Source organism: Methylopila capsulata (genome assembly GCF_016907975.1).
Classification (GTDB): domain Bacteria; phylum Pseudomonadota; class Alphaproteobacteria; order Rhizobiales; family Methylopilaceae; genus Methylopila; species Methylopila capsulata.
Map to the genome: position 1 here is coordinate 282,265 of NZ_JAFBCY010000004.1, position 24,327 is coordinate 306,591.

The 24,327-nt window shown below is 71.1% G+C and carries 26 protein-coding genes and 1 riboswitch; of the genes, 13 read left to right on the plus strand and 13 right to left on the minus strand.

Annotated elements, in window-relative coordinates; all coding sequences use genetic code 11:
• The first annotated feature begins 105 nt into the window (after positions 1-105).
• The gene (gene argC / locus JOD31_RS17230) at positions 106-1,158 is read left to right on the plus strand and encodes an N-acetyl-gamma-glutamyl-phosphate reductase (protein WP_204951668.1); all 1,053 of its coding nucleotides are present in this window, start codon (positions 106-108) and stop codon (positions 1,156-1,158) included.
• A 12-nt stretch (positions 1,159-1,170) separates the two neighbouring features.
• Here the strand turns inward: argC and JOD31_RS17235 are convergent, their stop codons facing one another.
• The 4 genes from JOD31_RS17235 to JOD31_RS17250 form a co-directional block, all read right to left on the minus strand.
• Positions 1,171-1,395 carry a hypothetical protein gene (locus JOD31_RS17235; RefSeq protein WP_204951670.1) on the minus strand — a complete coding sequence of 75 codons (225 nt, stop codon included), beginning with the start codon at positions 1,393-1,395 and terminating at the stop codon, positions 1,171-1,173.
• Positions 1,396-1,474: 79 nt separating this feature from the next.
• On the minus strand, positions 1,475-2,140 hold the full coding sequence (locus tag JOD31_RS17240) for a DsbA family oxidoreductase (RefSeq protein ID WP_204951671.1): 666 nt from the start codon (positions 2,138-2,140) through the stop codon (positions 1,475-1,477).
• 97 nt (positions 2,141-2,237) lie between these two features.
• A complete protein-coding gene (locus JOD31_RS17245) occupies positions 2,238-3,752 on the minus strand; it encodes an AMP-binding protein (RefSeq protein ID WP_204951675.1) in 1,515 nt (504 codons plus the stop codon).
• Between the two features lie 17 nt (positions 3,753-3,769).
• Entirely contained in the window at positions 3,770-5,584 is a 1,815-nt protein-coding gene (locus JOD31_RS17250) for an extracellular solute-binding protein (protein WP_204951676.1), read from the minus strand.
• Between the two features lie 280 nt (positions 5,585-5,864).
• Here JOD31_RS17250 and JOD31_RS17255 point away from each other — a divergent pair, with 280 nt between their 5' ends.
• Complete coding sequence (locus JOD31_RS17255; protein ID WP_204951678.1) at positions 5,865-6,608, plus strand: invasion associated locus B family protein; 744 nt, start codon at positions 5,865-5,867, stop codon at positions 6,606-6,608.
• 197 nt (positions 6,609-6,805) lie between these two features.
• Here JOD31_RS17255 and hspQ read toward each other — a convergent pair whose 3' ends face one another.
• From hspQ to JOD31_RS17270, 3 genes are all read right to left on the minus strand, one after another.
• A complete protein-coding gene (gene hspQ, locus JOD31_RS17260) occupies positions 6,806-7,147 on the minus strand; it encodes a heat shock protein HspQ (RefSeq protein ID WP_020185538.1) in 342 nt (113 codons plus the stop codon).
• 128 nt (positions 7,148-7,275) lie between these two features.
• Positions 7,276-8,316: an HpcH/HpaI aldolase/citrate lyase family protein gene (locus JOD31_RS17265; RefSeq protein WP_204951679.1), complete on the minus strand. Its 1,041-nt coding sequence runs from the start codon at positions 8,314-8,316 to the stop codon at positions 7,276-7,278.
• A gap of 91 nt (positions 8,317-8,407) precedes the next feature.
• On the minus strand, positions 8,408-9,346 hold the full coding sequence (locus JOD31_RS17270; protein WP_271206214.1) for a lysophospholipid acyltransferase family protein: 939 nt from the start codon (positions 9,344-9,346) through the stop codon (positions 8,408-8,410).
• A gap of 86 nt (positions 9,347-9,432) precedes the next feature.
• Here JOD31_RS17270 and JOD31_RS17275 point away from each other — a divergent pair, with 86 nt between their 5' ends.
• Complete coding sequence (locus JOD31_RS17275) at positions 9,433-10,380, plus strand: AEC family transporter (RefSeq protein ID WP_204951681.1); 948 nt, start codon at positions 9,433-9,435, stop codon at positions 10,378-10,380.
• 4 nt (positions 10,381-10,384) lie between these two features.
• Here the strand turns inward: JOD31_RS17275 and JOD31_RS17280 are convergent, their stop codons facing one another.
• A complete protein-coding gene (locus tag JOD31_RS17280) occupies positions 10,385-11,560 on the minus strand; it encodes an FAD-dependent monooxygenase (RefSeq protein ID WP_204951682.1) in 1,176 nt (391 codons plus the stop codon).
• A gap of 276 nt (positions 11,561-11,836) precedes the next feature.
• On the opposite strand from JOD31_RS17280, the gene JOD31_RS17285 reads away from it, so the two are divergent.
• Together JOD31_RS17285 and JOD31_RS17290 are read left to right on the plus strand one after the other, a co-directional pair.
• On the plus strand, positions 11,837-12,595 hold the full coding sequence (locus JOD31_RS17285; RefSeq protein ID WP_204951683.1) for an SDR family oxidoreductase: 759 nt from the start codon (positions 11,837-11,839) through the stop codon (positions 12,593-12,595).
• 57 nt (positions 12,596-12,652) lie between these two features.
• Positions 12,653-13,612, plus strand: a complete 960-nt coding sequence (locus JOD31_RS17290; protein ID WP_204951684.1) for a hypothetical protein — start codon at positions 12,653-12,655, stop codon at positions 13,610-13,612.
• Between the two features lie 6 nt (positions 13,613-13,618).
• Here JOD31_RS17290 and JOD31_RS17295 read toward each other — a convergent pair whose 3' ends face one another.
• From JOD31_RS17295 to JOD31_RS17305, 3 genes are read right to left on the minus strand one after another with little or no spacing between them, the layout of a single operon-like run.
• Positions 13,619-14,587 carry a hypothetical protein gene (locus JOD31_RS17295; RefSeq protein WP_204951685.1) on the minus strand — a complete coding sequence of 323 codons (969 nt, stop codon included), beginning with the start codon at positions 14,585-14,587 and terminating at the stop codon, positions 13,619-13,621.
• A 23-nt stretch (positions 14,588-14,610) separates the two neighbouring features.
• Positions 14,611-15,750, minus strand: coding sequence for an FAD-dependent monooxygenase (locus tag JOD31_RS17300; protein WP_204951686.1), 1,140 nt, complete (start codon positions 15,748-15,750; stop codon positions 14,611-14,613).
• Positions 15,751-15,757: 7 nt separating this feature from the next.
• A complete protein-coding gene (locus JOD31_RS17305; protein WP_204951687.1) occupies positions 15,758-16,006 on the minus strand; it encodes a zinc-finger domain-containing protein in 249 nt (82 codons plus the stop codon).
• Positions 16,007-16,162: 156 nt separating this feature from the next.
• Here JOD31_RS17305 and JOD31_RS17310 point away from each other — a divergent pair, with 156 nt between their 5' ends.
• The 6 genes from JOD31_RS17310 to JOD31_RS17335 all read left to right on the plus strand — a co-directional run bounded on the left by JOD31_RS17310 (position 16,163) and on the right by JOD31_RS17335 (position 20,259).
• Positions 16,163-16,915: an alpha/beta fold hydrolase gene (locus JOD31_RS17310; protein WP_204951688.1), complete on the plus strand. Its 753-nt coding sequence runs from the start codon at positions 16,163-16,165 to the stop codon at positions 16,913-16,915.
• A 96-nt stretch (positions 16,916-17,011) separates the two neighbouring features.
• A complete protein-coding gene (cysE, locus tag JOD31_RS17315; protein WP_204951689.1) occupies positions 17,012-17,836 on the plus strand; it encodes a serine O-acetyltransferase in 825 nt (274 codons plus the stop codon).
• 115 nt (positions 17,837-17,951) lie between these two features.
• Complete coding sequence (locus JOD31_RS17320; RefSeq protein ID WP_204951690.1) at positions 17,952-18,161, plus strand: DUF3126 family protein; 210 nt, start codon at positions 17,952-17,954, stop codon at positions 18,159-18,161.
• A 93-nt stretch (positions 18,162-18,254) separates the two neighbouring features.
• Positions 18,255-18,569 (plus strand): DUF6949 family protein, encoded by a 315-nt coding sequence (locus tag JOD31_RS17325; RefSeq protein ID WP_204951691.1) that lies wholly within the window; start codon positions 18,255-18,257, stop codon positions 18,567-18,569.
• Positions 18,570-18,592: 23 nt separating this feature from the next.
• Entirely contained in the window at positions 18,593-19,123 is a 531-nt protein-coding gene (locus tag JOD31_RS17330) for a gamma carbonic anhydrase family protein (protein ID WP_204951692.1), read from the plus strand.
• Between the two features lie 63 nt (positions 19,124-19,186).
• A riboswitch (SAM-I-IV-variant riboswitch) is annotated at positions 19,187-19,295 on the plus strand.
• Between the two features lie 43 nt (positions 19,296-19,338).
• Positions 19,339-20,259, plus strand: coding sequence for a homoserine O-succinyltransferase (locus tag JOD31_RS17335; protein WP_204951693.1), 921 nt, complete (start codon positions 19,339-19,341; stop codon positions 20,257-20,259).
• Between the two features lie 25 nt (positions 20,260-20,284).
• Here the strand turns inward: JOD31_RS17335 and JOD31_RS17340 are convergent, their stop codons facing one another.
• Both JOD31_RS17340 and JOD31_RS17345 read right to left on the minus strand, forming a co-directional pair.
• Positions 20,285-20,788, minus strand: coding sequence for a CinA family protein (locus tag JOD31_RS17340; RefSeq protein WP_204951694.1), 504 nt, complete (start codon positions 20,786-20,788; stop codon positions 20,285-20,287).
• The gene (locus tag JOD31_RS17345) at positions 20,785-22,008 is read right to left on the minus strand and encodes a bifunctional 2-C-methyl-D-erythritol 4-phosphate cytidylyltransferase/2-C-methyl-D-erythritol 2,4-cyclodiphosphate synthase (protein WP_204951695.1); all 1,224 of its coding nucleotides are present in this window, start codon (positions 22,006-22,008) and stop codon (positions 20,785-20,787) included. Before JOD31_RS17345 ends, JOD31_RS17340 begins: the two co-directional genes overlap by 4 nt.
• 160 nt (positions 22,009-22,168) lie before the next feature.
• Here JOD31_RS17345 and dusB point away from each other — a divergent pair, with 160 nt between their 5' ends.
• Both dusB and JOD31_RS17355 read left to right on the plus strand, forming a co-directional pair.
• Entirely contained in the window at positions 22,169-23,197 is a 1,029-nt protein-coding gene (gene dusB, locus JOD31_RS17350) for a tRNA dihydrouridine synthase DusB (protein ID WP_204951696.1), read from the plus strand.
• Positions 23,194-24,321 carry a two-component system sensor histidine kinase NtrB gene (locus JOD31_RS17355; protein ID WP_020185520.1) on the plus strand — a complete coding sequence of 376 codons (1,128 nt, stop codon included), beginning with the start codon at positions 23,194-23,196 and terminating at the stop codon, positions 24,319-24,321. Before dusB ends, JOD31_RS17355 begins: the two co-directional genes overlap by 4 nt.
• Positions 24,322-24,327: the final 6 nt, after the last annotated feature.

Below are 24,327 nucleotides of genomic sequence, written 5' to 3' on the forward strand. Positions count from 1 at the left end.
CGTCATCCCGACGCCGCGCGAAATGTGATAACGGGCTGTTCTGCTGACGATCCCGGCTCTTCGCTCCGCGGAGGCGAGGATGGCTTCAACGTAAGGCTTGAGACGATGACCGCCCCCCTGAACGTCGCGATCCTTGGCGCCTCCGGCTACACCGGCTCCGAGCTGGTGCGCCTGCTCGCGCGCCATCCGCGCGTGGCGATCCGGGCGCTGACCGCCGACCGCAAGGCGGGGCAGGCGATGGCGGACGTGTTTCCGCAGTTCGCGGGGCTCGACCTGCCGCGGCTCGTCACCATCGCGGAGCTTGACCTTGCGGCCATCGACCTCGTGTTCTGCGCGCTGCCCCACGGCACGACCCAGACCGTGATCAAGGACCTGTTCGCGAAGAAGCCCGAGCTGAAGGTCGTGGACCTCTCGGCCGACTTCCGGCTGTCCGACCCGGAGGCCTACGCCACGTGGTACGGCCACGCGCATCAGGCGCTGGAGCTGCAGGCGGAGGCCGCCTTCGGCCTCGTCGAGCTGAACCGCGAGGCGATCCGCGGCGCGCGTCTGGTGGCGAACCCCGGCTGCCACTCCACCACTTCGATCCTGCCCCTGGTTCCGCTGCTGAAGGCGAAGCTGATCAATCCGGCCCAGATCGTAATCGTCTCGTCCACCGGCATGTCCGGCGCCGGGCGGGCGGCCAAGGAGGAGATGCTGTTCTCCGAGGTGTCCGAGGGCGTCCACGCCTATGGCGTCGGCAAGCACCGGCACACCTCCGAGCTCGATCAGGAGTTCGCCAAGGCCGCCGGCCGGCCGTCGCTCGCGACCTTTACGCCGCAGCTCATCCCGATGAACCGCGGCATCTACGCGACCATCACCGTGACGCTCGAGGCCGGCGCGACGGCCGAGCAGTTGCACGAGACGCTGGGCGCGGCCTTTGCCGGCGAGCCCTTCGTGCAGGTGCTGCCGTTCGGCAAGGTCCCGCAGTCGCGCCATGTGCGCGGCTCCAACAACGTGCAGCTAGGGGTGATCGCCGACCGCGGGCCGGACCGGGCGATCGTCATCTCGACGCTCGACAATCTGGTGAAGGGCGCCTCGGGCCAGGCCGTGCAGAACATGAACCTGATCTCCGGTTTCCCGGAGACCGAGGGTCTAGGGCAGCTCGCGCTGTTCCCGTGACCAATGCCGATGTCAGTCGGAGGCGTCGGACCGGTAGCGGAAGAGACGGAACTCATCAAACTGCTCGTAACCGTTCGGCGTCCAGTCTCTAGCCAGTATCTCGTCGGTAATAATAGCCATGTTGATGCCGACGGGGTCGAGGAGCTCGTTCGATACGCGCAGCTCGAACTCTTCTGGTGCTCCGTTATAGGATTTTATGGCTTGAATTGCGTCAGAGACGGAATGGAAAACCTGCATCTGTGTCTTCTCATAGCTCGAAGCCGGATCTGCCATCGATAACGAAATGATTGCCAATATCGCGACGTAAGCTCTTGTTCTAATCACTCCTGTCGTCCTCGTCGCCCAGCGCGCGGTCCATCGCCTCCACCAGCACTTCCGGCGGGTGCGCGCCCATGACCACCAGCTTGCCGGCGAAGATGAAGCAGGGGACGCCGTCGATGCCCATGGCGCGGGCGCGCTCGATCTCGTCGCGTACGTCCTCGGAGTCGTCGTCCGACTCCAGCCGCTCCATCAGCGTCTCGACGTCGAGCCCGGCCTCGTCGGCCGCGCGCGCGATGACGTCGGGGCTGGAAATGTCCTCGCCCTCGGTGAAGTAGAGTTCGAACAGCTGCTCGATGAAGGCGCCCTGCGCGATCAGGCCTTCCTCCGCCGCGAGGCGGATGGCGCGGTGGCAGTCGAGCGTGTTGGGGAAGCGCTCGATCTCGCCGAACAGGAAGGCGACGCCCTCGTCGCGGCCGATGGCGACGAGCTGCTCGTGGGTCGCGCGGACGCGCGCGACGTCGCCGAACTTCGCCTCGAGATACTCCGCCCGGTCCGCGCCCTCGGGCGGCACCGAGGGGTCGAGCTGGTAGGGCCGCCAGCGCACCTCGGCGTTGATGTCCGGCCGGGCGGCGAGCGCGGCGTCGAGCCTCCGCTTGCCGAGCCAGCACCACGGGCAGACGGGATCGGCGAAGACGTCGATGGTGAGAGGTTCGGAAGCCACGGCGGACGCTTTCAAATCGGGGACGCGTCGGCCGGATATAGGCGCGTCGGGCGCCGGACGGAACCCTCGCGCGTCCGGCCGGGGGCCGATCCGCGCGTCAGGCGGTCAGGCGCGCCCGTTCGAGCGGGGCCGTGAGCGGCGCGAACCCGGCGCCGAAACCGGCCTCGGCGAGCGCTTCCGCCGCTTCCAGCTCCGTGACGCTCCGGCCGCCCGTGCCCTCGAGCCTGAGCCTGCCGCCGAGCACAGCGTCGTCCTCGACGGAGACCGACCCGGGCAGGCCGACGGCGGCCATGGCGGCGTCCGCCTCGGACAGCGCGAGCGCGACGCCGCCCACCTGCGCCACGCCGCGGCGTCGGCCGCCGAGCGAGATCCGGCCGGCGGCGCGGTCGGCGATGCCAACGAGGCCGGTGTCGACGAAGCCGTCGGCGTCGTGCGTCAGCCGCGCCCCGCCGGCGGCGAGGAAGCGCCCGCCGGGGCAGGCGGGGCCGCGCACCAGCAGCCGTCCGTCCGGCGTCATCTGAGTCTCGATCAGGGGCGCGAGCCCCTCCGGCGCGATCGGGCCGAGAGCCGTCGCCACGGGCCGGGTCGGCGCCTTGCGGGCGGCGGAGAAGAGGCCGAGCTCGCCGAACAGGGTGACGTCGACCAGCGTCGCGGCCGTGGTCAGGCCGGAGGCGGAAGCCCCGCTGCGGGGATCGGGCGCGCGCCAGACGGCGATCAGCGCGTCGGGCATGGTCCCGCCCAGCGCGCCGTCGCCCACGAGCCGCTCCAGCGCCCGGCCGGGCGCCGCGACGTGGGTCGCGTCCAGGGCGCGCGCGGCGGCGGCGAAGGCGGCGGTGGTCGAGGCCTGGTGGAAGGTCGCGGCGGACCGCGCCAGCAGCCAGGGCGCGAGGCCGGTGGCGACGCCGGCGAGGCCGCCGAGGTCGAGCGTGGACAACAGCCGGCCGGAGGCGTCGAGCTGCGACGCGAGCAGCGTGCCGAGGCTCGCCGCGACGAGCTCGTTGTGGGTGCGGGCGACGGGCACGGCGCCGAGTTCGAAGCTGATCACCGCCACATGGTCGGCGGCGTCGTCCGGCCGGCCCGCCCGCTCGAACGGCGGCGCGGATTCGACGAGCGCCCCGTCGAGCGGCGTCGCGCCGTCCGGCGGGTTCGCGCCGAACGAGCCGATGAAGCGGATGCGTTCGAGGCCGACGGCCGCCTCGCAGGCGTTCTCCGCGGCCTTCAGGCCGGAGCGTTCGGTGACCGCGACGATCGCCTCGGCGCGCACGGCGTCGAGCGCGGCCGCGATCTCGCGCCGCCGCCAGGGCAGGGGCAGCAAGGCGGGGATCAGCCCGGCGCGCCACAGCGCGGCGATAACGAGCGCGCCCTCGGGGCTCGACCCCATCTGCACGCCGACCGTGGCGTCCGGGCTCAGCCGCCAGGCGGCGAAGCGCGCGGCGAGCGCGGAGACAGCCCGGTCCGCCTCCCGCCAGGAGCCGGCGAACGGCAGGGCGGCGTCCACCAGCGCGCGGCCGTCCGGGTGGCCGGCGGCGTTGTGGGCGAGCACCTCATCCAGCGTCGAACGTCCTGCGACCGGGTTGGGGAGAGGGTCGTTCGAAGCTGCGGGAAGGCGCATGGGCCGGATCCGGAAGGTCAGGGGCGCGGTCGGTCCGCCGAAGCTGGGGCGCGCCACCAAGTCTCGAACGCCGCGCCGTACAAAGGAGTCGTATCGGGTCGTTCGATTCGCCGCCAGCGCGCGATCCACTGATCCTTCAGATGAAACAGCGGGACCACGTAGAAACCCGAAAGCAGAACCCGGTCGAGCGCCCGCGCGGCGGAGACGAAGTCGTCCCGCTCCCGCGCCGCGAGCAGGGCCTCGATCATGGCGTCGACGGCCGGCTGCTTGACGCCGATGTAGTTCCGCTCGCCCGGCGTGTCCGCGGCGGCGGCGCTCCAGTACTTCTTCTGTTCGGCGCCAGGCGAGAGGGTCGAGACCCATTTGTAGGGAATCATGTCGAAGTCGTAGGTCTGCAGCCGCCGGAAAGCCTGTGTGGAGTCGACCAGCCGCACGGTCGCGCGGATGCCGGCGCGCTCCAGCGCGCCGACATAAGCGAGCGACAGGCGCTCGAAGTCCTTGCTGCTCACAAGAATCTCGAAGCGGAACGGCGCGCCGGCCGCGTCGCGCAGCTCGCCGTCGCGCACGGTCCAGCCGGCCGAGGCCAGAAGCTCCAGGGCGCGGCGGAGCTGGTCGCGGTCGCGGCCGGAGCCGTCGCTGGCCGAGGGCCGCCATGTCCCGTCCATCACGTCGGGCCGCACCACCCCGGGGAACGGCGCGAGCAGCGCGCGCTCCCGGGCGTCGGCGGCGTGTCCTGTAGAGGCGAGCTCGGAGCCTTCGTAGTAGCTCGAGGTCCGCACCGTCTCGCCGCCGTAGAGGTTGCGGTCGATCCAGGCGTGGTCGAACAGCGCGGCGAGCGCCTCGCGCACCCGGATGTCGGCGAACAGCGGCTTGCGGGTGTTGAACACGAAGGCGCTCATGCCCCAGGGCAGGCCGGTCTTCAGCTCGTCGCGGACGACGTCGCCGTTGCGCACGGCGGGGAAGTCGTAGCCGGTCGTCCAGCGGATCGGGTCCGATTCGGGCAGGACGTCGACCAGCCCGGCCTTGAAGGCCTCGAACAGCGCGTTGGCGTCGCGGTAGTAGTCGTAGCGGATCTCGTCGAAGTTGTTCAGGCCGCGGTTCACCGGCAGGTCCGCGCCCCAGTAGTTCGGGTCCCGCCGGAACGTCACGGCGCGGCCGGGGGATACGTCGCTCACCACGTAGGGCCCGCTCCCGACGAGCGGTCGGAAGCTCGTCTCCTCGAACGTCTGGGGGTCGATCGCGTGCCGGGGCAGCACCGGCATCAGCCCCAGGATCAGCGGCATCTCCCGGTCGTCGGAACCCGTCAGGTCGAAGCGCACCGTGCGCTCGTCCTCCGCGGAGGCGGAGCGCACGCGTCGGTAGTTCGTGCGGAACGACGGGTGGCCGCGCTCGCGCAACAGCTCGAAGGTGAAGATGACGTCGTCGGCGGTGATCGGTTCGCCGTCGGAGAACCGGGCCTTGGGATTGAGGTGGAACGTGATCGAGCTGCGGTCGTCGGGCAGCTCCACGCTCTCCGCGATCAGCCCATAGAGCGAGAACGGCTCGTCGTAGGACCGCGCGAGCAGGCTCTCGTAGACGTTGGCCTTCAGCCCTTGGGCGGGCGTGCCGCGGTAGCCGAAGGGGTTGAGCGTCTCGAAGGCGCCGAGCCAGCCGTAGGTCACCCGCCCGCCCTTCGGCGCGTCGGGATTGGCGTAAGGGAGGTGGTCGAAACCGGGGGCGAGCGCCGGCGCGCCGTGCATCGCGACGCCGGCGCGCAGCACGGGCTCCTCGGCTGCGCCCGGTCCGCTTGCGGCGAACCACGGGGCGGCGGCGAGAGCGACCGCCGCCAGCATCTGCGAAAGTCGGCGCCGCGGACATCTGTCGGATCGTGTCGGCATTCGGTAAGGGTCCGACGCGGGGTCCGATTCGCAAATCACGAGAAAGAGCGTATCACAACCGCGAAGCGCGCCCGGACGAGGCGGCGACGGAGCACAAAGCGCCACTCTGTCGCCGCATTTGCTGGACAGACAGCGACGTCTTCGCGTTAGAAACGCTCGGCTTCGCGCATCTCGGCGCACGTGCTGACGCCACCTGATCCGCGCGGCCGCCGATGCGACGGTCGTCTCGAACGACATGAAGGGAACGCTCATGAATCTTGGTAGGTACTCCCGCGTCGCCGCCATCTCCACGGCGATCGCCTCCGTCGCTTTGACGTCGCAGGCGTTCGCGCAGGAGAAGAAGGCGCCCGCGGCTCAGGCCCAGCAGGCTCCGGCTCAAGCCGAAGGTCCGGGTCCGATGCCGGCGACGCCGCCCGCGGCCCAGCAGCCGAACTGGATGAAGATCTGCAACACCGATCCGCAGGCGAAGAAGGAGGTGTGCCTCACCTCCCGCGACGTGAAGGCCGACACCGGCCAGACCGTCGCCTCGATCGCGATCCGCCAGGTGAGCGGCGAGAGCAAGCGCTTCTTCCTCGCCGCCGTGCCCCCCGGCCTGCTGATCCAGCCCGGCGTCCGCGTCGCGGTCGACCAGAACCAGCCGGTGACGGGCAAGTACTCGATCTGCTTCCCCAACGCCTGCTACGCCGAGGTCGAGGTGACCGACGCCTTTTTCGCCAACGTGAAGAAGGGCAACAACCTCGTGGTCCAGGCCATGAACCAGCAGGCGAAGACGGTGAACTTCCCGATCAGCCTCTCCGGCTTCAGCAAGGCCTACGACGGCCCGGCGCTCGACCCGAAGGTCGTGCAGCAGGAGCGCGATCGCCTGAACGCCGAGATGAACAAGCGCGCCGAAGAGGCCCGCGACAAGCTGCAGATGCAGGGCGCGGCCCCCACCGCGACGCCTGCGCCGGGCGGCCAGGCTCCCGTCAAGCAGCAGTGATCCCGCGGGCTCGCGCCCGCGACGACGACTGACGAACGCGCGGTCCGGGTCTCCGGGCCGCGCGTTTTTCGTTTGGGGGGATGTCCGACTACCGGCCGGCCTCGCACCCCCGGGTCCCGCCTCGATGCCGGGACGGCAGGTCCCGGCTTGGAGGGCGACCGCAGACAGATTAGGACGGTCAGGCGCGACGCGCGCCGTCAGTGCCGGACGTCGCGGCGGACGCGGTAGGAGCCGTCGCTGGAGCGCTCGAAGATCGCCTCCACCTGCGGGTGCCGCACCGGCTCCCCGGTGGTGTCCGGCAGCAGGTTCTGCTCCGAGACATAGGCGACGTACTCGGTCTCCGCGTTCTCGGCGAGGAGGTGGTAGAACGGCTGGTCCCGCTCCGGACGCACGTCTTCGGGAATCGCCTGCCACCACTCCTCGGTGTTCGAGAAGGTCGGGTCGACGTCATAGATCACGCCCCGGAAGGGATAGACGCGGTGGCGGACCACTTCGCCGATCTTGAACCTGGCGTTTCGATACTGTGCGCGGGCGGCCATGACGACGTTACGTCTCGCTTCGGGACGCGGAAAGGATCGCGACGGCGGCCCCAAGTCAATGGCATGCGACGGTATTGCGACGCGATCGTGTCCGACCGCGTCACATACGCCGGACAGGCGCGATCGGTTCAGAGGCCGTAAGCCGCCGCCATCTCCGGCTCGCGCTCCGCCACCTGCCGGGCGAGGTCGACGATGACCTTGGCCTGCTTCCAGGTGGCGTCGTCCTGCATCTTGCCGTCGAGCATCACCGCGCCGGTGCCGTCCGGCATGGCGTCGACGATGCGCTTGGCGAACTTCACCTCCTCCACGTCCGGCGAGAACACGCGCTTGGCGATCGCGACCTGGGAGGGGTGCAGCGTCCAGGCGCCGACGCAGCCGAGCAGGAAGGAGTTGCGGAACTGCGCCTCGCAGGCCGGGCCGTCGGAGAAGTCGCCGAACGGGCCGTAGAACGGCTTGATGCCGTTCGCGGCGCAGGCGTCCACCATCTTGGCGATCGTGTAGTGCCACAGGTCCTGCTGGTAGAAGGCGCGGGGCGCGTCGCCTTCCTTGTCCGTCAGCACGCCGTAGCCGGGATGGCCGCCGCCGACGCGGGTGGTCTTCATGCGGCGCGAGGCGGCGAGGTCGGCGGGGCCGAGGCTCATGCCGTGCATGCGCGGGCTCGCCTTCGCGATCTCCTCGACGTTCATCACGCCCTGCGCCGTCTCCAGGATGGCGTGGATCATGATCGGCCGCTTGATCTCGTAGCGGGCCTCGAGCTGCGCCAGCAGGCGGTCGAGGTAGTGCACGTCCCACGCGCCCTCGACCTTCGGCAGCATGATCACGTCGAGCTTGTCGCCGACGGTGCCTACGATCTCGATGACGTCGTCGAGCGCCCAGGGGCTGTCGAGCGCGTTCATGCGGATCCAGAGGCCGGCCGCGCCGAAGTCGTTGGCCTTCGCCATCTCGATGAAGCCCGCGCGGGCCGCCTCCTTGGCGTCCGCCGGCACCGCGTCCTCGAGGTTGCCGAGCACGACGTCGACCTGGGTCGCGAGCTCGCCGACGCGGTTGCGGATCTTTTCCACGTGGGGCGGCACGAAGTGGATCATCCGCTCCACCTTGACCGGCGGTTCCCGGAAGGGCGCGGGCGCGCCGAGCGCGAGCGGGCGGTAGTAGGCGCTCGGAACGATCATGAGCGGACGGCCTTTCGGGCGAGTGGGCTGGGACGCCGGCACATTCCCCGCGCCCATGCTGCGGCGCAACGCTGCTTTCGTCGCAGCGGAGCTAGCGCCAGCGGCCCATGCTCCACATCCACTGCTCGGGTCGCTCGCGGATCCAGCGTTCGAACAGGGCGGTCACCGCCGCGGTGGTCGCCAGCACGTCGGCGTCGCGGTCGCCGGTCCGGGCCACCTCGATCCGCTCGCACAGCATCTCGAAGCGCGCGCCCTTGGTCCGGACCACGCGGCCGGCGATCAGGGGCGCGTCGAGCAGCCGAGCGACGATGGCGGGGAAGGGGGTGGAGCGCGAGGGGCGCCCGAAGAAGGGGACCTCGACGCCGTTTCCGTCGCGCAGGTCCGCCATGATCACCACCGCCTCGCCCGACCGGGCGTGGCCGATCAGCTTGCGCGGGGCCTCGGGGCCCTTCGACACGAGCCCGCCGGGGTAGAGCGGCTCCCGCACCGTGCGGACCAGTGCGTCGACGTGCGGGTTTTCGACCGCGCGGTAGACCGCCATCGGCCGGAAGCCGGCCTCGACGACCGATTTCGCGCCGAGCTCCCAGTTGCCGTAATGGGCGGAGACGGCGACGAGCCCGCGCCCCTCCGCCCGCGCCGCGGCGAAGACGGGGACGGCGCGGTCGTCGAAGCGATCGGGCAGGGCGAGCAGACGGTCGAGCAGGAAGCCTTCCGCCATGGTGCGGCCGAGGTTCTCCCAGGCCGCGCGGGCGATGCGCTCGCGTTCGGCCGGGGTCTTCTCGGGAAACGCCTGGGCGAGATTGGCGAGCGCCCGCCGGTGGCGGCGGTTGAAGGGACCGAGCGTGCGCCAGACGGCGCCCGACACGGCCGACGCGGCGTCGAGGCCGAGCAGCCGGCACAGGCCTGCGATCAGCCGCACGCCCGCGGCTTCGAGCGCGTTGCGGAGGCGGCTGCGCCGCTTCCGGCGTCGCGGCCCGCGGGGGGGCTGAGGCGGGGACGGCGGGAGCGCGGGGGGCTGGATGTCTGACATTCGTCTCGCGGCGTTGACCCCTCTTGGCAAAGGCGTTAGCCGCACGTCAAGCGGCTCGCCGGGCCGCAACGAGCCTGTTGGACCGCATGGCGGACGTCGCCGGCCTCGCCCTGCCGTTCTTCGGGCTCATCTTCCTCGGCTTCGCCTGCGGCCGCCTGCTCAAGTCGCCGGTCGAGGGACTGGAGTGGTTCAACGTCTACATCGTCTATGTGGCGGTCCCGGCGCTCTACTTCGTTCTGATCTCGCGCACGCCGTTCGAGGAGCTGGCGAACGTCGGCTTCATCGCGGTCACCACGACCTCGACATTTCTCGCCTTCGCGCTGTCCTTCGGCGTCGGGATGATCGCCGCCCGCGGCAAGATCCCCGAGGCGACGATCCAGGCCATGGGCGGCAGCTACTCCAACGTCGGCTACATGGGGCCGGGGCTCACGCTGGCCGCGCTCGGACCGGCCGCCTCGGCGCCCACGGCGTTGATCTTCGTGTTCGACTGCATGTTGTTCTTCACGCTCGTCCCCTTCCTGATGTCGGTGGCGGCGAGCAAGCGGGAGAGCCTGTGGGCGACGGCGGCGCTGGTGGTGCGGCGCGTCGCGCTGCACCCGTTCAATCTGGCGACGCTCGCCGGCGGGATCGCGGCCTACCTGCACTATGTCCCGCCCAGACCGATCGATGAGATCGTCCGGCTTCTGAGCGGTTCAGCGGCGCCCTGCGCCCTGTTCGTGCTGGGCGTCACCGTCGCCCTGCGGCCGCTGAAGCGCATCCCGGGCGAGCTTCCGGCGCTGCTCGCGATCAAGCTGCTGGTGCACCCGCTGATCGTGTTCACGCTGCTGACGCTGGTCGGCGGCTTCGACCGCATCTGGGTGTCGACAGCGGTGCTGATGGCCTCGCTGCCGCCCGCGCTCAACATCTTCGTGATGGCGAGCCAGTACGAGACCTACGTGCAGCGCGCCTCGAGCGTGATCCTGGTCGGCACGGTGCTGTCCGTGCTGACGGTGACGGGCATGCTCTACCTCGTGGTCCACGGCATGCTGCCGTGAGCCCTCAGGCGGCGCCGCCAATTCCCTGACGCATGACGAAGCGCCGGAGCGGGCCGATCGCCTGAAGCGCCGCGAGCCCGGCGCCGCGCACCGCGTGCAGCGACGGATGCGCCGAGGTGAGGGTGCGGTTCAGCCCCTCGGTCGCGAGCGTGCGGGACCAGACGTCCGTCGCCCGGTCGCGCATGTAGCCGGCGAGCGTCGGCAGACCGCCGACGTCGCGGCCCGCGGCGATGGCGCGCCCGACCTGGTCGGCGGCCGCGACCGCGTCGCGGACGCCGAGGTTCAGCCCCTGCGCGCCGATCGGCGGCAGGGCGTGGCCGGCCTCGCCGACGAGAAGCGTGCGGCGGCCCGCGAGCCGCGGCGCGGCGCCGACGGCGATGGGGAAGGCGCCGACTCGGCCGACCGGCGTCATCGCGCCGAGCAGCCGTCCGGCGCGATGGGTCGCGGCCTCGCCGAAGGCTTCGGGCGACAGCGCCTGGAGGTCCTCGGCCTGCGCGGGGCGGACGACCCACACCACGCTGGAGCGGCGCCCGCCCGGCATCGGCACGAGCGTAAACGGGCCTTCCTCGAAGTGGATCTCGGTCGAGACGCCGTCGTGGTCCCGCTCATGGTCCGCGGTGAAGGCGAGGGCGGTCTGCGACCGCGGCGTCAGCGGCAGCGCGAGGCCGGCCGCCTCCCGCATCAGGGAGCGCTTGCCGTCCGCGGCGATCGCGAGCGCGGCGCGCACGACGCGTCCGTCGGCCAGCTCGATTTCGACGTCGTCCTCGCCCGGGCGGCTGGCGACCGCCGCGGCGTCGATCAGGGTCGCGGTCGGCTCGGCGGCGAGCGCCTCCCGGAGCGCGGCCACGAGGGCGACGTTCGGCACGTTCCAGCCGAAGGCTTCGAGCTTCAGCTCCGCCGCGTCGAACAGCACCTCCGGCGCGCGCACCAGCCGCCGGCCGCCGTCGATGACCCGGAGCTTCCGGAGGGGGGCGGCCGCGGCCGCAAGCGGCTCCCAGAGTCCGGCGTCGCGCAGAGCGGCCACCGACCGGTCCAGCAGCGCGGTGGTTCGCGCGTCGAGGGGAAGCGGCGCGGCGATCAGGGCCACCGACGCGCCGGCGCGGGCGCAGAGTAGCGCGGCGAGCAGCCCCGCAGGGCCGCCGCCGACCACGGCCACGTCGGCTGTCATGGCGTCTTTCATGGCTGCGTCCCGTCCCTTCGCGCTTTGCGCGGTTCCGCGACCTAGATGGCGCGGCGTCGGCCGAAAGTCTCGCGCCTGCGACGCGCCGAGCGAGAAATTTCGACGTCCGGTCTGAGGAAGTCGACGGCGTTGTGATCGGCCGGCGGGGACCTCTGCGCCTTGCGCTGGGTCACGGCGGGTGTATGTCGCTCCGACGGCGCGTCGGCGCCGCGCGATACCCAAGGATCGTCGAGAGCGAAGCCGCTCGCGACGTTCGGCAAAGGCGAGGGCGCTGCAGTGAACGACCAGGGTAAGGTGTTGATCGTCACCGGCGGCGGCCGCGGCATCGGCGCGGCGGTCTGCCGGCTCGCGGCGCGGGACGGCTGGGACGTCGCGGTGAACTACGCCCGCGACAAGGCGGCGGCGGAGAAGGTGGCGGACGAGGTTCGCGCCTTCGGCCGCAAGGCGACCGTGGTGCAGGGCGACGTCGCGATCGAAAGCGACGTGCGCAACCTGTTCGACATGGCGCAGTCGGCGCTCGGGCCCGCCAGAGGCGTCGTCAACAACGCTGGGATCACCGGCGCGCCCGCCGGAAAACTCGCGGACGCCGCAGCGGACATGCTCAAGGACGTCGTCGCGCTGAACGTCACCGGCGCGCTGCTCGTGGCGCGCGAGGCCGCCCGGACGCTCTCCACCGCGCGCGGTGGGCAGGGCGGCTCCATCGTCAATCTATCGTCGGCGGCGGCCAGTCTGGGATCGCCCGGCGAGTTCGTCTGGTACGCCGCCACCAAGGGCGCGATCGACAGCCTGACGATCGGGCTGTCGCGGGAGCTCGCCGCCGAGGGGGTGCGCGTGAACGCCGTGTCGCCGGGGCTCATCGAGACCGAAATCCATGCCGCTAGCGGCCAGCCCGACCGGCTCGAGCGGATGGCCCCGGGCATCCCGATCGGCCGGGCCGGAACGGCGGAGGAGACCGCCGAGGCGATCGTCTGGCTGCTGTCGGACGCGGCGTCCTACGTGACGGGCGCGAACATACGGGTCGCCGGCGGACGCTAAGGCGCTATTCTGCCGACGAAAGCCCTTGACCGACGTCAACCGCCGGAGACCCTCGACGTGCGCAATTCGACTGCCCGTCTCGCCGCTGCGATCCTCGCGTTCTCGGGCGCAGGCCTGAGCCTCGCCGCCCCGGCCTCCGGCGCCGAGGCGCGGGCGCTGGTCGAGAACCGCAGCCATCCGACCCAGTGCGCCGAATTCGACAACGTCTACTACACGATGACGGGCGCGGACGTCGGCCGCTTCGCCATCGAGGTCACCCCGCCGGTCTATCTCGAGAGCCTCGAGAAGGACGACACCGCGCCGAACTTCGACCATTGCGACGCGATGAAGGACGACCCGAAGTTCAAGTTCAAACCGAAGACGCTGACGCTCTACGAGGACGCCGACACCAAGATCCTGGGCTTCACCCACGAGGTGAGCTGGCGCGCGCGGGGCGCGGAGGTCGTCGTCGGCAACGTCGACGAGAGCGACATCCACCTGATCCAGGCGCTGAAGAAGGTCGACGGCAAGTTCGTCGAATACCTCGTGTTCTACCCCTTCGACGGCTACTGGCGCGCGAAGCCGATCCCGCCGGCGAAGTTCCCGGAGGCGGCCTACGGCACCTCGTTCCTGCTCGGGCCGATCGAGGAGCAGCACCGGCCGATCGTGGACGTTTCGAAGCTCGAGATCGATCCCAAGACGCTGACCTTCCGCATGACCTACGCCCGCGGCGGCGTGGGCGAACTCAAGGTCGCGAAGGCGGAACGGGACGGGGTCACACTTGAGGTCAAGCTCGACGGGCTGCCGGCCGGCGACAAGCTCGCGCCCTTCGCCGGCATCCGCTCGATGTTCGTGACGTCCGACAACGCCGACACGGCGCGGGTGAACTGGCGGATGGAAGGCGGGCTGTTCGTGGAGCCGGTGATGGACTTCAAGAGCGCCAGCACCACCGAGGTGCGCTTCGACCGCGTCGAGCCCTCGAAGCACAACACCAGCGCCCCCGACGTCACGTTCAAGGGCTTTTCGGACGGTAAGTGACGGCGTTCAGGCGAGCAGGGTCGCCAGCCAGTCGGGAATGCGTCGCGCGGCGCGTGGGGCGCTCCGCTGGTCGGCCCGGAACGCCTCCGCCGGTGGCTGGCCGAGGAAGAACTTCGGCTCGAACAGGTAGCTTGCGTCGAGCCGGGCGGGGTCCTCATTCGCGAGCGTGATCCAGGCGTGGTGCCACAGCCCCACGCCGGGCGTGCGCTCGGCGGCTCTCCGGCGCAGCGCGGCGAGGTGCGGCAGCAGGGCGTCTTTCTCGGGAACGGGTCCGTGGCCGGCCGAGGCGTTCACGATCTCGACCTGATCGCCCGCCCAGCCCACGGAGAGCGTCGTCACCTCCCATGGCTGCGCGGAGGCGGGAGGCCGGTAGCGTTCCAGCAGTTTTGTTATCGCCTGCGTGTCCGGATCGTGCGCGAGGTCGGTCTCGGGCTCACGCGCACCGGTCAGATACCAGTCGCGAAAGGCGTCGGGTTCGCCCGGCCGCGGCCGCTTCAGCCGGTCGGCGCCGGACGCGCCCAGCCGCGCGCCGAGCCAGCCCGCGAGCTCGCCCCGGAGGTTCGGACCGGCGTCGTAAGAGCCCGGCATCAGGTCGCTCGCCGGGCCGCTGTCGTCGAAGTCCGCGGTCGCGAGCCGGACGAGGAAGCTCGGAAGATCCGGGGCCCAGGTTTCGGCCTCGCCCTCCGAGCCGAGCAGCACGATCGGCGCCTGCTCCAGCGGGCGGTCGTCGCGCAGCCAGTAGCCGGCGCGGGAGCCGTCCGGCAGCCGGACGACGAACGCGAACTGGCGGAAGAAGCGCTCGCCACCGAAGATCATGTGGTCGGACCAGCCGGGGGAAAGATCGAACGATCCGACCGAGCCCCAGGGGCGGGCGGCCAGCCAGTCGGCGAACGCCAGCAACAAGGCGGGAGGCGCCGCGATGCGCTCGGGGAAGGCCTTGATGAGCTGGTCGCCGCGGGCGGCGTAGTTCGTCATTCGCTTTTCCCCTTTGTCGTCGCTCAGCCGTCGCGCCAGCCGTAGATCCAGTCCAGACCGCGCAGAAGCGCGGAGGCCGGCGTCGCCGCCAGCGCCAGGTTGCGGGCCCGCGCGGCGAGGCCGCCCATGTGGTCGATCGCGATCTGGCGGCGCGAGGCTTCGGGCAGGCGCATGGCGCGCATGATCCGCGCGGTTTCGTAGGCCGCGAGGGGATCGGGGGCCCCGTCGCCGAGCACGCGGGCGAGCACGGCCGCGTCCTCGATCGCGAAGGCCGCGCCCTGGCCGAGCGAGGGCAGGGCGGCGTGGGCGGCGTCGCCGATCAGCGCGACCCGTCCCCGGCGCATGCGCGCGGCCGGTGCGCGGTCGAACAGCGGCCATTCGGTCCAGCGCGGGGCGGCTGCGACGAGCTTGCGGGCGGGCGCCGCCCAGCGTGCGACGCGCTCCTCCGGGGTCGTCGCGCCGAGCGCTCCGATCAGCACCACGTTGGCCTCGCGTCCCGCGCGAACGGGATAGACCACCATATGCGCGCCGGGCGCGAGCCAGACGCTGACATGCGTGAGCGGGATGGCCTCCGGCAGCGCCTCGGCCGTCAGCACCGTGCGATGGGCGATAAGACCGGTAGCGCGGACGGCTTCGGGAAGCTTTACGGCCTGCCGCACGACCGAGCGGAGGCCGTCCGCGCCGACGACGAAGGAGCCGTCGACCGTCCTGCGCTCGCCGCCGGTCTCGATCTCCAGAGAGGCGCCGTCCAGGCCGTCGCCGGCGGTCAGGACCCGGACGCCGAGCGTCAGGCGGAGGGACGGGTTCGCGTCCACGGCGGCGCTGAGCGCCGCCTGCAGATCGGCGCGGTGGATCACCCGGTAGGGCGCGCCCCAGCGCCGTTCGGCGGCGGCGCCGAGCGGCAGCGTCTTCAGCCGGCTGCCGCTCGGCGCGTCCGAGATCGCGACGCCCTCAGGCCGGCAGGATACGGCGTCGAGCGCCGGCCCGAGGCCCAGCCCGTCGAGGATCCGGCTCGCGTTGGGCGCGAGCTGCACGCCGGCGCCGACCTCGTCGAGCGCGGGAGCCCGTTCGAAGATCTCGCTGGAGAGACCGCGCTGCGCGAGGGCCAGCCCGAGCGTCAGGCCGCCGATGCCGGCGCCGGCGATCAGGACCGGACGGGTCACGTCCGCGTCAGGCCGCGGCGGGCGCCTTCCACAGGCAGGCCGCTGGGTCGGACTGGTCGGCGTGCAGGTCGGCGCGGAACTTGTAGAGGGTGGAGCAGTAGGGGCAGATGATCTCGTCGTCCGAGCCCATGTCGAGGAAGACGTGCGGGTGGTCGAACGGCGGTTTCGCGCCGATGCACTGGAACTCCTTCGCCCCGATGTGGATGACGCTCACGCCGGCGTCGTTGGCGAAATGCGGGGTTCCGTGGTCGGCCATGGGCGCGGGTCCTCGATCGTCGTGCAGCCTGCGCTTCGGATTAGGCGGTTTGCGCGGCGCGGACAAGCGGTCCCCCGGCTTTCGTCTAACCTCGGCTGCGGTTAGGGTCGCGGCCCCTCGACGCCTCGCTCTCCCCCACGCACGACCGGAGCCGCCATGCCGACCTTCTCCTCCGATGGGCTCGACCTCGCCTACCGCGACGAGGGCGAGGGCGATCCCATCCTGCTGATCCACGGCTTCGCCTCGAACCTCGACGTCAACTGGGTCGGACCCGGCTGGTTCGACCTGCTGAAGGCCGACGGCCGCCGCGTGATCGCGATCGACAACCGCGGCCATGGCGCGAGCGAGAAGCTCTACGATCCGGCGTTCTACGGCTCGGACATGATGGCGGAGGACGCGCTGCGGCTGCTCGACCATCTCGAGATCGCCCGCGCGGACGTCATGGGCTACTCCATGGGCGCGCGCGTCACGTCGCTGATGGCGATCCGGAACCGGGAGCGGCTGCGGAGCGCGATCATCGGCGGCATGGGGGAGGGGCTGCTGCGGGGCGCGCCCTCGGCGGATGAGATCGCCGTAGGCCTGCTCGCCGACAGCGTCGACGACATCGTGAACCCCACCGCCAAGATGTTCCGGCGCTTCGCGGAGGCGACCAGGGCGGATCGACGCGCGCTCGCCGCCTGCATGCGGGCGCAGCGCTCGCTGGTCGACCCGGAGAAGCTCGGGACCATCACCACGCCCGTGCTGATCGCCGTCGGGACCGAGGACGACGTCGCGGGCGATCCGCACGCGCTCGCCAAGTTGATCCCCGGCGCGGAGGTGCTCGAAATCCCCCGCCGGGACCACAACCGCGCGGTCGGCGACAAGGTCTACAAGCAGGGCGTGGTCGACTTCCTGTCCAGGCGCCCTTGAGGCGCATGGGCGCCTCGCCCTTTCTTCAGCGCGCGCCAAGACCATGTGTGGTAGAGAACCGCCGTACGGAACGGCGGTCCCCCGGAGTTTTACGCCATGGCCAAGCTCGCGCGCGCCGAGAGCCATAACCTGCTCACCCTCGACCCCGTCTGGGCGCGTGTGCGCTCGGAGGCCGAGGAGGCGCTGCGGCGCGAGCCGGAGCTCGCGAGCTTCCTCGTCGCCACGGTGATCAACCAGGAGCGGCTGGAGCAGGCGGTCGGCCACCGCATCGCCTCGCGCCTCGGCCACGAGGACCTCTCGTCCGCCATCATCGCCCAGACCTACGACGAGGCCGTCGCCGCCGATCCGACGATCGCCGCGGCGGTGCGCGCCGACCTTGCGGCGGTGGTCGAGCGCGACCCGGCCTGCACCCGCGCGCTGGAGCCGCTGCTGCACTTCAAGGGCTTCCACGCGATCCAGACCCACCGGCTCGCGCACTGGCTCTGGACCGAGGGGCGGCACGACTTCGCGCTGTACCTGCAGAGCCGCTCGTCCTCGGTGTTCCAGGTCGACATCCACCCGGCGACCCGCATCGGCCGCGGCCTGTTCTTCGACCACGCCACCGGCGTCGTGATCGGCGAGACCGCGGTGATCGAGGACAACGTGTCGATCCTGCACGGCGTCACGCTCGGCGGCACGGGCAAGAGCACGGAAGATCGCCATCCCAAGATCCGCCAGGGCGTGCTGATCGGCGCCGGCGCGAAGATCCTCGGCAACATCGAGGTCGGCCATTGCTCGCGCGTCGCGGCGGGCTCGGTCGTGCTGCAGGACGTGCCGGCCAACACCACCGTCGCCGGCGTCCCCGCCCGCGTGGTGGGCGCGTCGCCCTGCAAGGAGCCGTCGCGGACCATGGACCACATCTTCTACGACGCTGGCCTCTGACGCCGTCGTCGCTCGCGCCGCCTTGCCTCCCGCCGCCGCCCGTGGCAAGGCGTGCGGCCTCTCGCGCCGGCCGTCCGCGTCGGCGCGTCAAGCCAGTCCACTCTGGGAGGTGACGTTGGAAAAGCGCGAAATCGAGCGCGTGCAGAGCTACATGCGCCGCCTGTTCCAGAACCAGACGGTCCGCGTCGTGGCGCGCCCGCGCAAGGACGACAGCGCCGAGGTCTATCTCGGCGAGGAGTTCATAGGAGTGCTGTTCCGCGACGACGAGGACGGCGATCTGTCCTACAATTTCCAGATGGCGATCCTGGAGACCGACCTCGAGTGAGGTCCGCCGGGCCTCGTCCCATTCAGGGACGGCCCGGATGTTGCTGGCGTCATGGCTCAAACGTCGGCGCCCCGCCGTCGTCGGGAGAGGCCCATGTCGCCCTTCGTCGCCAGCCTGTTCACTCTTTGCCTCGGCTTCGCCCTGTCGGCGCTTGCGGCCTCCGCCTTCGAGGCGGCGACCGCGCGTCGGGCGAGTTTTCGGCTGCTGCGCTCGCCGGATTCGACGGCCGTGGTCGCGGTGCCGCTTGTGACCGTCGCCGCGCCGTACATGATGGCGCGCAACCTTATCGCCCTTCGCGCCCGCCGACGGTCGGCGATCGGAGTCGCCGTCGGCACGGTGCTCGCCGGCCTCTGGAGCCTGGCGCTGGGCTCCGTCGCGCTCTCGGGGGCGGCGGCGCTGGGCATGTGACGTTTGGAAAAGGGGAGCCGGCCATGGCCCTGTACGAACTCGACGGCGAACGCCCCCGGACGCCCGCGAACGGCCGGTACTGGGTGGCGGAGACGGCCGTGCTCGTGGGCAAGATCGTGCTCGAGGAGGACGCCAACGTCTGGTTCGGAACCGTGATGCGCGGCGACAACGAGACGATCACTGTCGGCGCGCGCTCCAACGTCCAGGACGGCTGCATCCTCCACACCGATCCGGGCTTTCCGCTCGACATCGGGCCGGACTGCACGGTCGGCCACGGCGCGATCCTGCACGGGTGCGCCATCGGGGCCGGTAGCCTGATCGGCATGGGCGCGACGGTGCTGAACGGCGCGAAGATCGGAAAGTCCTGCCTCGTGGGCGCCAACGCGCTCGTGACCGAGGGCAAGGAGTTTCCGGATTTCTCCATGATCGTCGGGTCGCCGGCCAAGGTCGTGAAGACGCTCGGGCCGGAGTGGGAGATCAAGCTGCTCGGGACCTCCGGCCGCTACGTCGCGAACGCCCGCCGCTTCGCCAAGGGCATGAAGCGGGTGGATTGACCGCCAAGGCGTCGTCGCCTCGAACTTTGCTCTTGAGCGCCGGCGCGGATCTCCCTAAAGACCGACGCACATCAAGAGTTGGGGCCGACGCCCAACGCCAACCTGCCTCTCCGGGCAAGGTGGCTCTCCCGCAGGGGAGGATGTGGCCGAACCGGCAACCAAACGGATCCAGCCACGCAGCGTCTGTCCCACGACCATTAAGGGACGACGCGTCGATGCCGATCAGAATCCCGGACGATCTGCCCGCCTTCCGCGCCCTCGAGGCCGAAGGCGTGATGGTGATGCGCGAGACGGACGCGGTGCGTCAGGACATCCGTCCGCTCAGGATCGGCCTGCTCAACCTGATGCCGAACAAGATCAAGACCGAGACCCAGATCGCGCGGCTGGTCGGCGCCACCCCGCTTCAGGTGGAGCTGACCCTCGTCCGGATCACGAACCACGTGGCGCGCAACACGCCCGCCGACCACGTGATCTCGTTCTACCGGTCGTGGGAGGAGGTCCGGGCCGAACGGTTCGACGGCTTCGTCATCACGGGCGCCCCTGTGGAGCGCTTGCCGTTCGAGGACGTGACCTACTGGGACGAACTGCGCCGCGTCTTCGACTGGACGCAGACGAACGTGCACCGCTGCTTCACCATCTGCTGGGCGGCCCAGGCGGCGGCGCATCACTTCCACGGGCTGCCGAAGCACGATCTCCGCGCGAAGGCGTTCGGCGTGTTTCGCCACCGCAACCTGTCGCCGGCCTCGCCCTACCTCCGCGGGTTTTCCGACGACTTCTCCATCCCGGTGTCGCGCTGGACGGAGGTTCGGCGCGAGGATCTTCCGGAAGGCCGCGGCCTCGAGGTGCTCGCGGACAGCGACGCCACGGGCCTCTGCCTGCTGGATGATCCCGCACACCGGTCGCTGCACATGTTCAACCACCTCGAATACGATTCGACGTCGTTGGCCGACGAGTACCGTCGCGATCTCGCCGCCGGGCTCGGCGACGCGATTCCATTGAACTACTTTCCCAACGACGACCCCGCCCGCGAGCCGGAAAACCGCTGGCGCAGCCATGCGCATCTGCTGATCGGCAACTGGATCAACGAGATCTACCAGACGACGCCGTTCGACGCGGCGCGGATCGGCATGGCCTGAACGCTGAGGCAGCCGGCGGGCGCCGTCAGGCGAATCCGGTCGCGCCCGCGGCCTCCTGCAGCATCTCGAGCGCCTCGATCACCGAGCGGCGGCGGATCTCGGCGCGGCCGAGGTCTCCGAAGCGGCGCTCGCGATGCAGGGTCGGCCGGCCGGCGCGCGCCGCCGCGAAGTGCACCAGCCCGACGGGCTTCTCCGCCGACCCGCCGCCGGGGCCTGCGACGCCGGTGATCGCGACCGTCAGGCCCACGCCGGCGGCCGCAAGCGCGCCCTCGGCCATGGCGACGGCGACCTCTTCGCTGACCGCGCCTTTCGCCGCGATCAGCTCCGCGGGCACGCCGACCAATGCCATCTTGGCCGCGTTGGAATAGGTGACGAAGCCGCGGTCGACCACGTCTGACGAGCCCGGCACTTCGGTCAGCGCGCCGGCCACCAGCCCGCCGGTGCAGGATTCGACGGTCGCGATCGTCAGCCCCGCGCCGCGGGCGAGGCGAAGCGCCTCTTCGGCGAGCTCGTAGATCGTCGCGCTCATGCGAGATCGTCCTTGAAGGGGAGGCGGATGGTGGCGGAGGCCATGGCGGCGAGGCCCTCGCGGCGCCCGGCGAAGCCGAGCCGCTCGGTGGTCGTCGCCTTCACGCCGACGCGGCCAACGGCGACGCCCGCGATCTCCGCGATCCGCGCCCGCATGGCCTCGCGGTGCGGCCCGACCTTGGGCGCTTCGCCGATCACCGTGACGTCGAGGTGCGCGATGACGCCGCCGGCCGCCCGCACGCGCGTGACCGCGTCCTCGAGGAACTGCGCGGAGTCGGCGCCCTTCCAGGTCGGGTCCGACGGCGGAAAATGCGCGCCGATGTCGCCGTCGCCCAGCGCGCCGAGCACCGCGTCGGTGATTGCGTGAAGCACGACGTCGGCGTCGGAATGGCCGGACAGGCCGAAGCCGTGCGGGACCTTCACGCCGCCGATCGTCACATGGTCGCCGGCCGTGAAGGCGTGAACGTCGAAGCCCGTCCCGGTGCGGACGTCGCCGCGGGCCAGGAACTCGGCGCCGGCGCGCCGGAGCAGGTCGTCGTCGAACTGGTCGGAGGTGGTGAGCTTCACGTTGCGGGCCTCTCCCTCGAACACGACGACCCTGTGCCCCGCCCAGGCGTAAAGCGCGCCGTCGTCGGTGAAATCCTCGCGACCTTCCGCGGCCGCGCGGGCATGGGCGGCGAGGAGCGTCGCGTGGCGAAACGCCTGCGGGGTCTGCAGCGCACGCGCGCCGGCGCGGTCGATCGTGGCGCCGCGCTCGCCGTCGGCGGCGACCGCGCAGACGGTGTCGACCACCGCGACGCCGGGAACGGCGCCGCCGTGGGCGCGGGCGGCGGCGATCGCCCGGGAGACCAGCGCGGCGCTCGCGAAGGGGCGGGCGGCGTCGTGGACCAAGACGATGTCGACGTCGCGATCGAGCGCCTGCAATCCGGCGTGAACCGAGGCCTGACGCGTCGCGCCGCCGAGCACGGGCTCGCCCAGCTTCGGATGACCGAGCCACGGCGCCATCGCGTCGCGGTACGGGTCGTCGTGGCCTCGCCCGATGATCACCCTCAGTTCCGCCACGTCGGGATGGTCAAGAAACAGGCGGGCCGCGACGGCGAGCATCGGTTGCGCGCCGAGCGGCCGGTACTGCTTCGGCGCGCCGGCACCGGCGCGAAGCCCTCCGCCAGCCGCGCAGATCAGGGCGACCGTCCGGCCGCTGGAATCTGTGGACAATGCCATCGTTTTTCGCCCGATGCCGGCGCGACGGGCGCCGAATTCCCGCCGTCTTCTAGCGAAGCGCGGCCTCGATGTCGCGCGGCGACGGAAACACACGCTTTGCGGCGTTGTGTCCGATCGAAATCTGTCTAATATGTGTGCACACAAGCCCCCGGCCAATTTTATGAGCAGCAACACCCCTGTGCCTCTCGCCCAAAATTTCGTCGTGGGACGCGTGTCCCCCGCCAACCCGGTGCTTCTCGCGCCGATGTCCGGCGTGACGGATCTTGCGTTCCGCCGAATCGCCGCGCGGCTTGGGGCAGGGCTCGTGGTGTCCGAGATGGTCGCGTCCCGCGAGCTCGCCACGGCTGACGACGAGGCGCGGCTGCGCGCCGAGGGCGAAGGTCTGGGGGTCCATGTGGTTCAGCTCGCCGGCCGCGATCCCTCATGGATGGCGGAGGCGGCCCGCGTCGCTGTCGGCGCCGGCGCCTCGATCGTCGACATCAACATGGGCTGCCCGGCCAAGAAGGTCGTGGGCGGCCATGGCGGCTCGGCGCTCCTGAAGGATCTCGATCTCGCGACGCGCCTGATCGCCGCCACGGTCGCCGCTGTCGACGCGCCGGTGACGGTGAAGATGCGGCTCGGCTGGGACGCCGACTCGATCGTCGCGCCGGAGCTCGCCGCCCGCGCGGAGGCGGAGGGCGTCGCGATGGTGACGGTCCACGGCCGGACCCGGGCGCAGTTCTACGAAGGCCGCGCCGATTGGGGCGCGATCCGCGCCATCGTCGATCGGGTCTCGATTCCCGTGGTCGCGAACGGCGACCTCGTCGCGGTGGAGGATGCGCCCGCGATGCTGCAGGCCTCCGGCGCCGACGCGGTGATGATCGGCCGCGGCGCTCAGGGGCGGGCGTGGTTCCCCGGCATGGTCGCCGCCCATCTCGCCGGCCGGCAGGTCAAGGCGCCGGATCTCGACATGCAGCGCGATCTGGCGCTCGAGCATTACGAAGGCCTGCTCGCGCTCTATGGACGCGACGTCGGCGTGCGGCACGCCCGCAAGCATCTCGGCTGGTACATCGACGCCGCGGCGGCGAGCGCCGGGACGCCTGTTCCGGCGGCGCTGAAAGCGGCAGCCCAGAGCGCTCCCACCGCGGAGGAGGCGCGGTCCGCCTTCGTCGCGGCCTACGACAAACTCGGCTGGAGGGCCGCGGCATGAGCCTCGCGCCGAGCGATCGTCCCCGCACCGGCGCCGGCGCGCCGGAAGCGGTGCTGAACGCGCTGCCCCATCCCGTCATCTGCGTCGCGGACGCCGGCCGGATCGTGGACGTCAACGTCGCCGCCGAAGCCTTCTTCGAGGCGAGCGCCAACGTGCTCCGCCGGCACGACATCCGCGAGTTCGTGCCGTTCGGGTCGCCGCTGATCTCGCTGATCGAGCAGGCGCGCGACCGCGGCGCTCCGGTCAACGAGTACCGCGTGGACCTGGGCACGCCACGAAACGGCGGGGAGCGCATCGTCGACATTCACGTCGCGCCCCTGCACGAGCGTCCGGACGTCCTCGTGGTGGTGCTGCAGGAGCGCACGATCGCGGACAAGATGGACCGCCAGCTGACGCACCGCGGCGCGGCGCGCTCGGTGACGGCGCTCGCGGCGATGCTCGCGCACGAGATCAAGAACCCGCTGTCCGGCATCCGCGGCGCGGCGCAGCTTCTGGAGCAGTCCGCGAGCGACGAGGACCGCGTCCTCACCCGCCTGATCTGCGACGAGGCCGACCGCATCGTGAAGCTGGTCGACCGGATGGAGGTGTTCTCCGACGAGCGGCCGATCGAGAGCGAGGCGGTGAACATCCACGCCGTGCTCGAGCACGTGAAGCGCATCGCGGTTTCGGGCTTCGCGCGCGGGATCCGGATCATCGAAGAGTATGATCCCTCTCTGCCGCCGGTGCTCGCGAACCGCGACCAGCTGGTGCAGGTGTTCCTGAACCTGGTGAAGAACGCCGCGGAAGCCATTGGCGATGCTCAGGATGGCGAGATCCACCTCACGACCGCCTTCCGCCCCGGCGTGCGGCTCTCGGTGCCGGGATCCAGCACGCGCGTGAGCCTGCCGCTGCAGTTCACGGTTCGCGACAACGGGCCGGGCGTGCCGGAAGACCTGCTGCCGCACCTGTTCGACCCGTTCGTGACCACGAAGCCGACAGGCTCCGGCCTCGGCCTCGCGCTGGTCGCCAAGATCGTCGGCAACCACGGCGGCATCATCGAATGCGAATCCCAGCCGCGGCGGACGACCTTCCGCGTGCTGATGCCCATGTTCACGAGCGGCGACAGCCGCCGCCAGCGGAGCTGATCGCCC

Excerpts from the sequence above, each read along its gene's own strand:
- argC (WP_204951668.1), top strand. The coding sequence starts at position 106 with ATGACCGCCCCCCTGAACGTCGCGATCCTTGGCGCCTCCGGCTACACC.
- JOD31_RS17235 (WP_204951670.1), bottom strand. The coding sequence starts at position 1,395 with ATGCAGGTTTTCCATTCCGTCTCTGACGCAATTCAAGCCATAAAATCC.
- JOD31_RS17245 (WP_204951675.1), bottom strand. The coding sequence starts at position 3,752 with ATGCGCCTTCCCGCAGCTTCGAACGACCCTCTCCCCAACCCGGTCGCA.
- JOD31_RS17250 (WP_204951676.1), bottom strand. The coding sequence starts at position 5,584 with ATGCTGGCGGCGGTCGCTCTCGCCGCCGCCCCGTGGTTCGCCGCAAGC.
- JOD31_RS17255 (WP_204951678.1), top strand. The coding sequence starts at position 5,865 with ATGAAGGGAACGCTCATGAATCTTGGTAGGTACTCCCGCGTCGCCGCC.
- hspQ (WP_020185538.1), bottom strand. The coding sequence starts at position 7,147 with ATGGCCGCCCGCGCACAGTATCGAAACGCCAGGTTCAAGATCGGCGAA.
- JOD31_RS17265 (WP_204951679.1), bottom strand. The coding sequence starts at position 8,316 with ATGATCGTTCCGAGCGCCTACTACCGCCCGCTCGCGCTCGGCGCGCCC.
- JOD31_RS17270 (WP_271206214.1), bottom strand. The coding sequence starts at position 9,346 with ATGTCAGACATCCAGCCCCCCGCGCTCCCGCCGTCCCCGCCTCAGCCC.
- JOD31_RS17275 (WP_204951681.1), top strand. The coding sequence starts at position 9,433 with ATGGCGGACGTCGCCGGCCTCGCCCTGCCGTTCTTCGGGCTCATCTTC.
- JOD31_RS17280 (WP_204951682.1), bottom strand. The coding sequence starts at position 11,560 with ATGAAAGACGCCATGACAGCCGACGTGGCCGTGGTCGGCGGCGGCCCT.
- JOD31_RS17295 (WP_204951685.1), bottom strand. The coding sequence starts at position 14,587 with ATGACGAACTACGCCGCCCGCGGCGACCAGCTCATCAAGGCCTTCCCC.
- JOD31_RS17305 (WP_204951687.1), bottom strand. The coding sequence starts at position 16,006 with ATGGCCGACCACGGAACCCCGCATTTCGCCAACGACGCCGGCGTGAGC.
- JOD31_RS17310 (WP_204951688.1), top strand. The coding sequence starts at position 16,163 with ATGCCGACCTTCTCCTCCGATGGGCTCGACCTCGCCTACCGCGACGAG.
- cysE (WP_204951689.1), top strand. The coding sequence starts at position 17,012 with ATGGCCAAGCTCGCGCGCGCCGAGAGCCATAACCTGCTCACCCTCGAC.
- JOD31_RS17325 (WP_204951691.1), top strand. The coding sequence starts at position 18,255 with ATGTCGCCCTTCGTCGCCAGCCTGTTCACTCTTTGCCTCGGCTTCGCC.
- JOD31_RS17330 (WP_204951692.1), top strand. The coding sequence starts at position 18,593 with ATGGCCCTGTACGAACTCGACGGCGAACGCCCCCGGACGCCCGCGAAC.
- JOD31_RS17335 (WP_204951693.1), top strand. The coding sequence starts at position 19,339 with ATGCCGATCAGAATCCCGGACGATCTGCCCGCCTTCCGCGCCCTCGAG.
- JOD31_RS17340 (WP_204951694.1), bottom strand. The coding sequence starts at position 20,788 with ATGAGCGCGACGATCTACGAGCTCGCCGAAGAGGCGCTTCGCCTCGCC.
- JOD31_RS17345 (WP_204951695.1), bottom strand. The coding sequence starts at position 22,008 with ATGGCATTGTCCACAGATTCCAGCGGCCGGACGGTCGCCCTGATCTGC.
- dusB (WP_204951696.1), top strand. The coding sequence starts at position 22,169 with ATGAGCAGCAACACCCCTGTGCCTCTCGCCCAAAATTTCGTCGTGGGA.
- JOD31_RS17355 (WP_020185520.1), top strand. The coding sequence starts at position 23,194 with ATGAGCCTCGCGCCGAGCGATCGTCCCCGCACCGGCGCCGGCGCGCCG.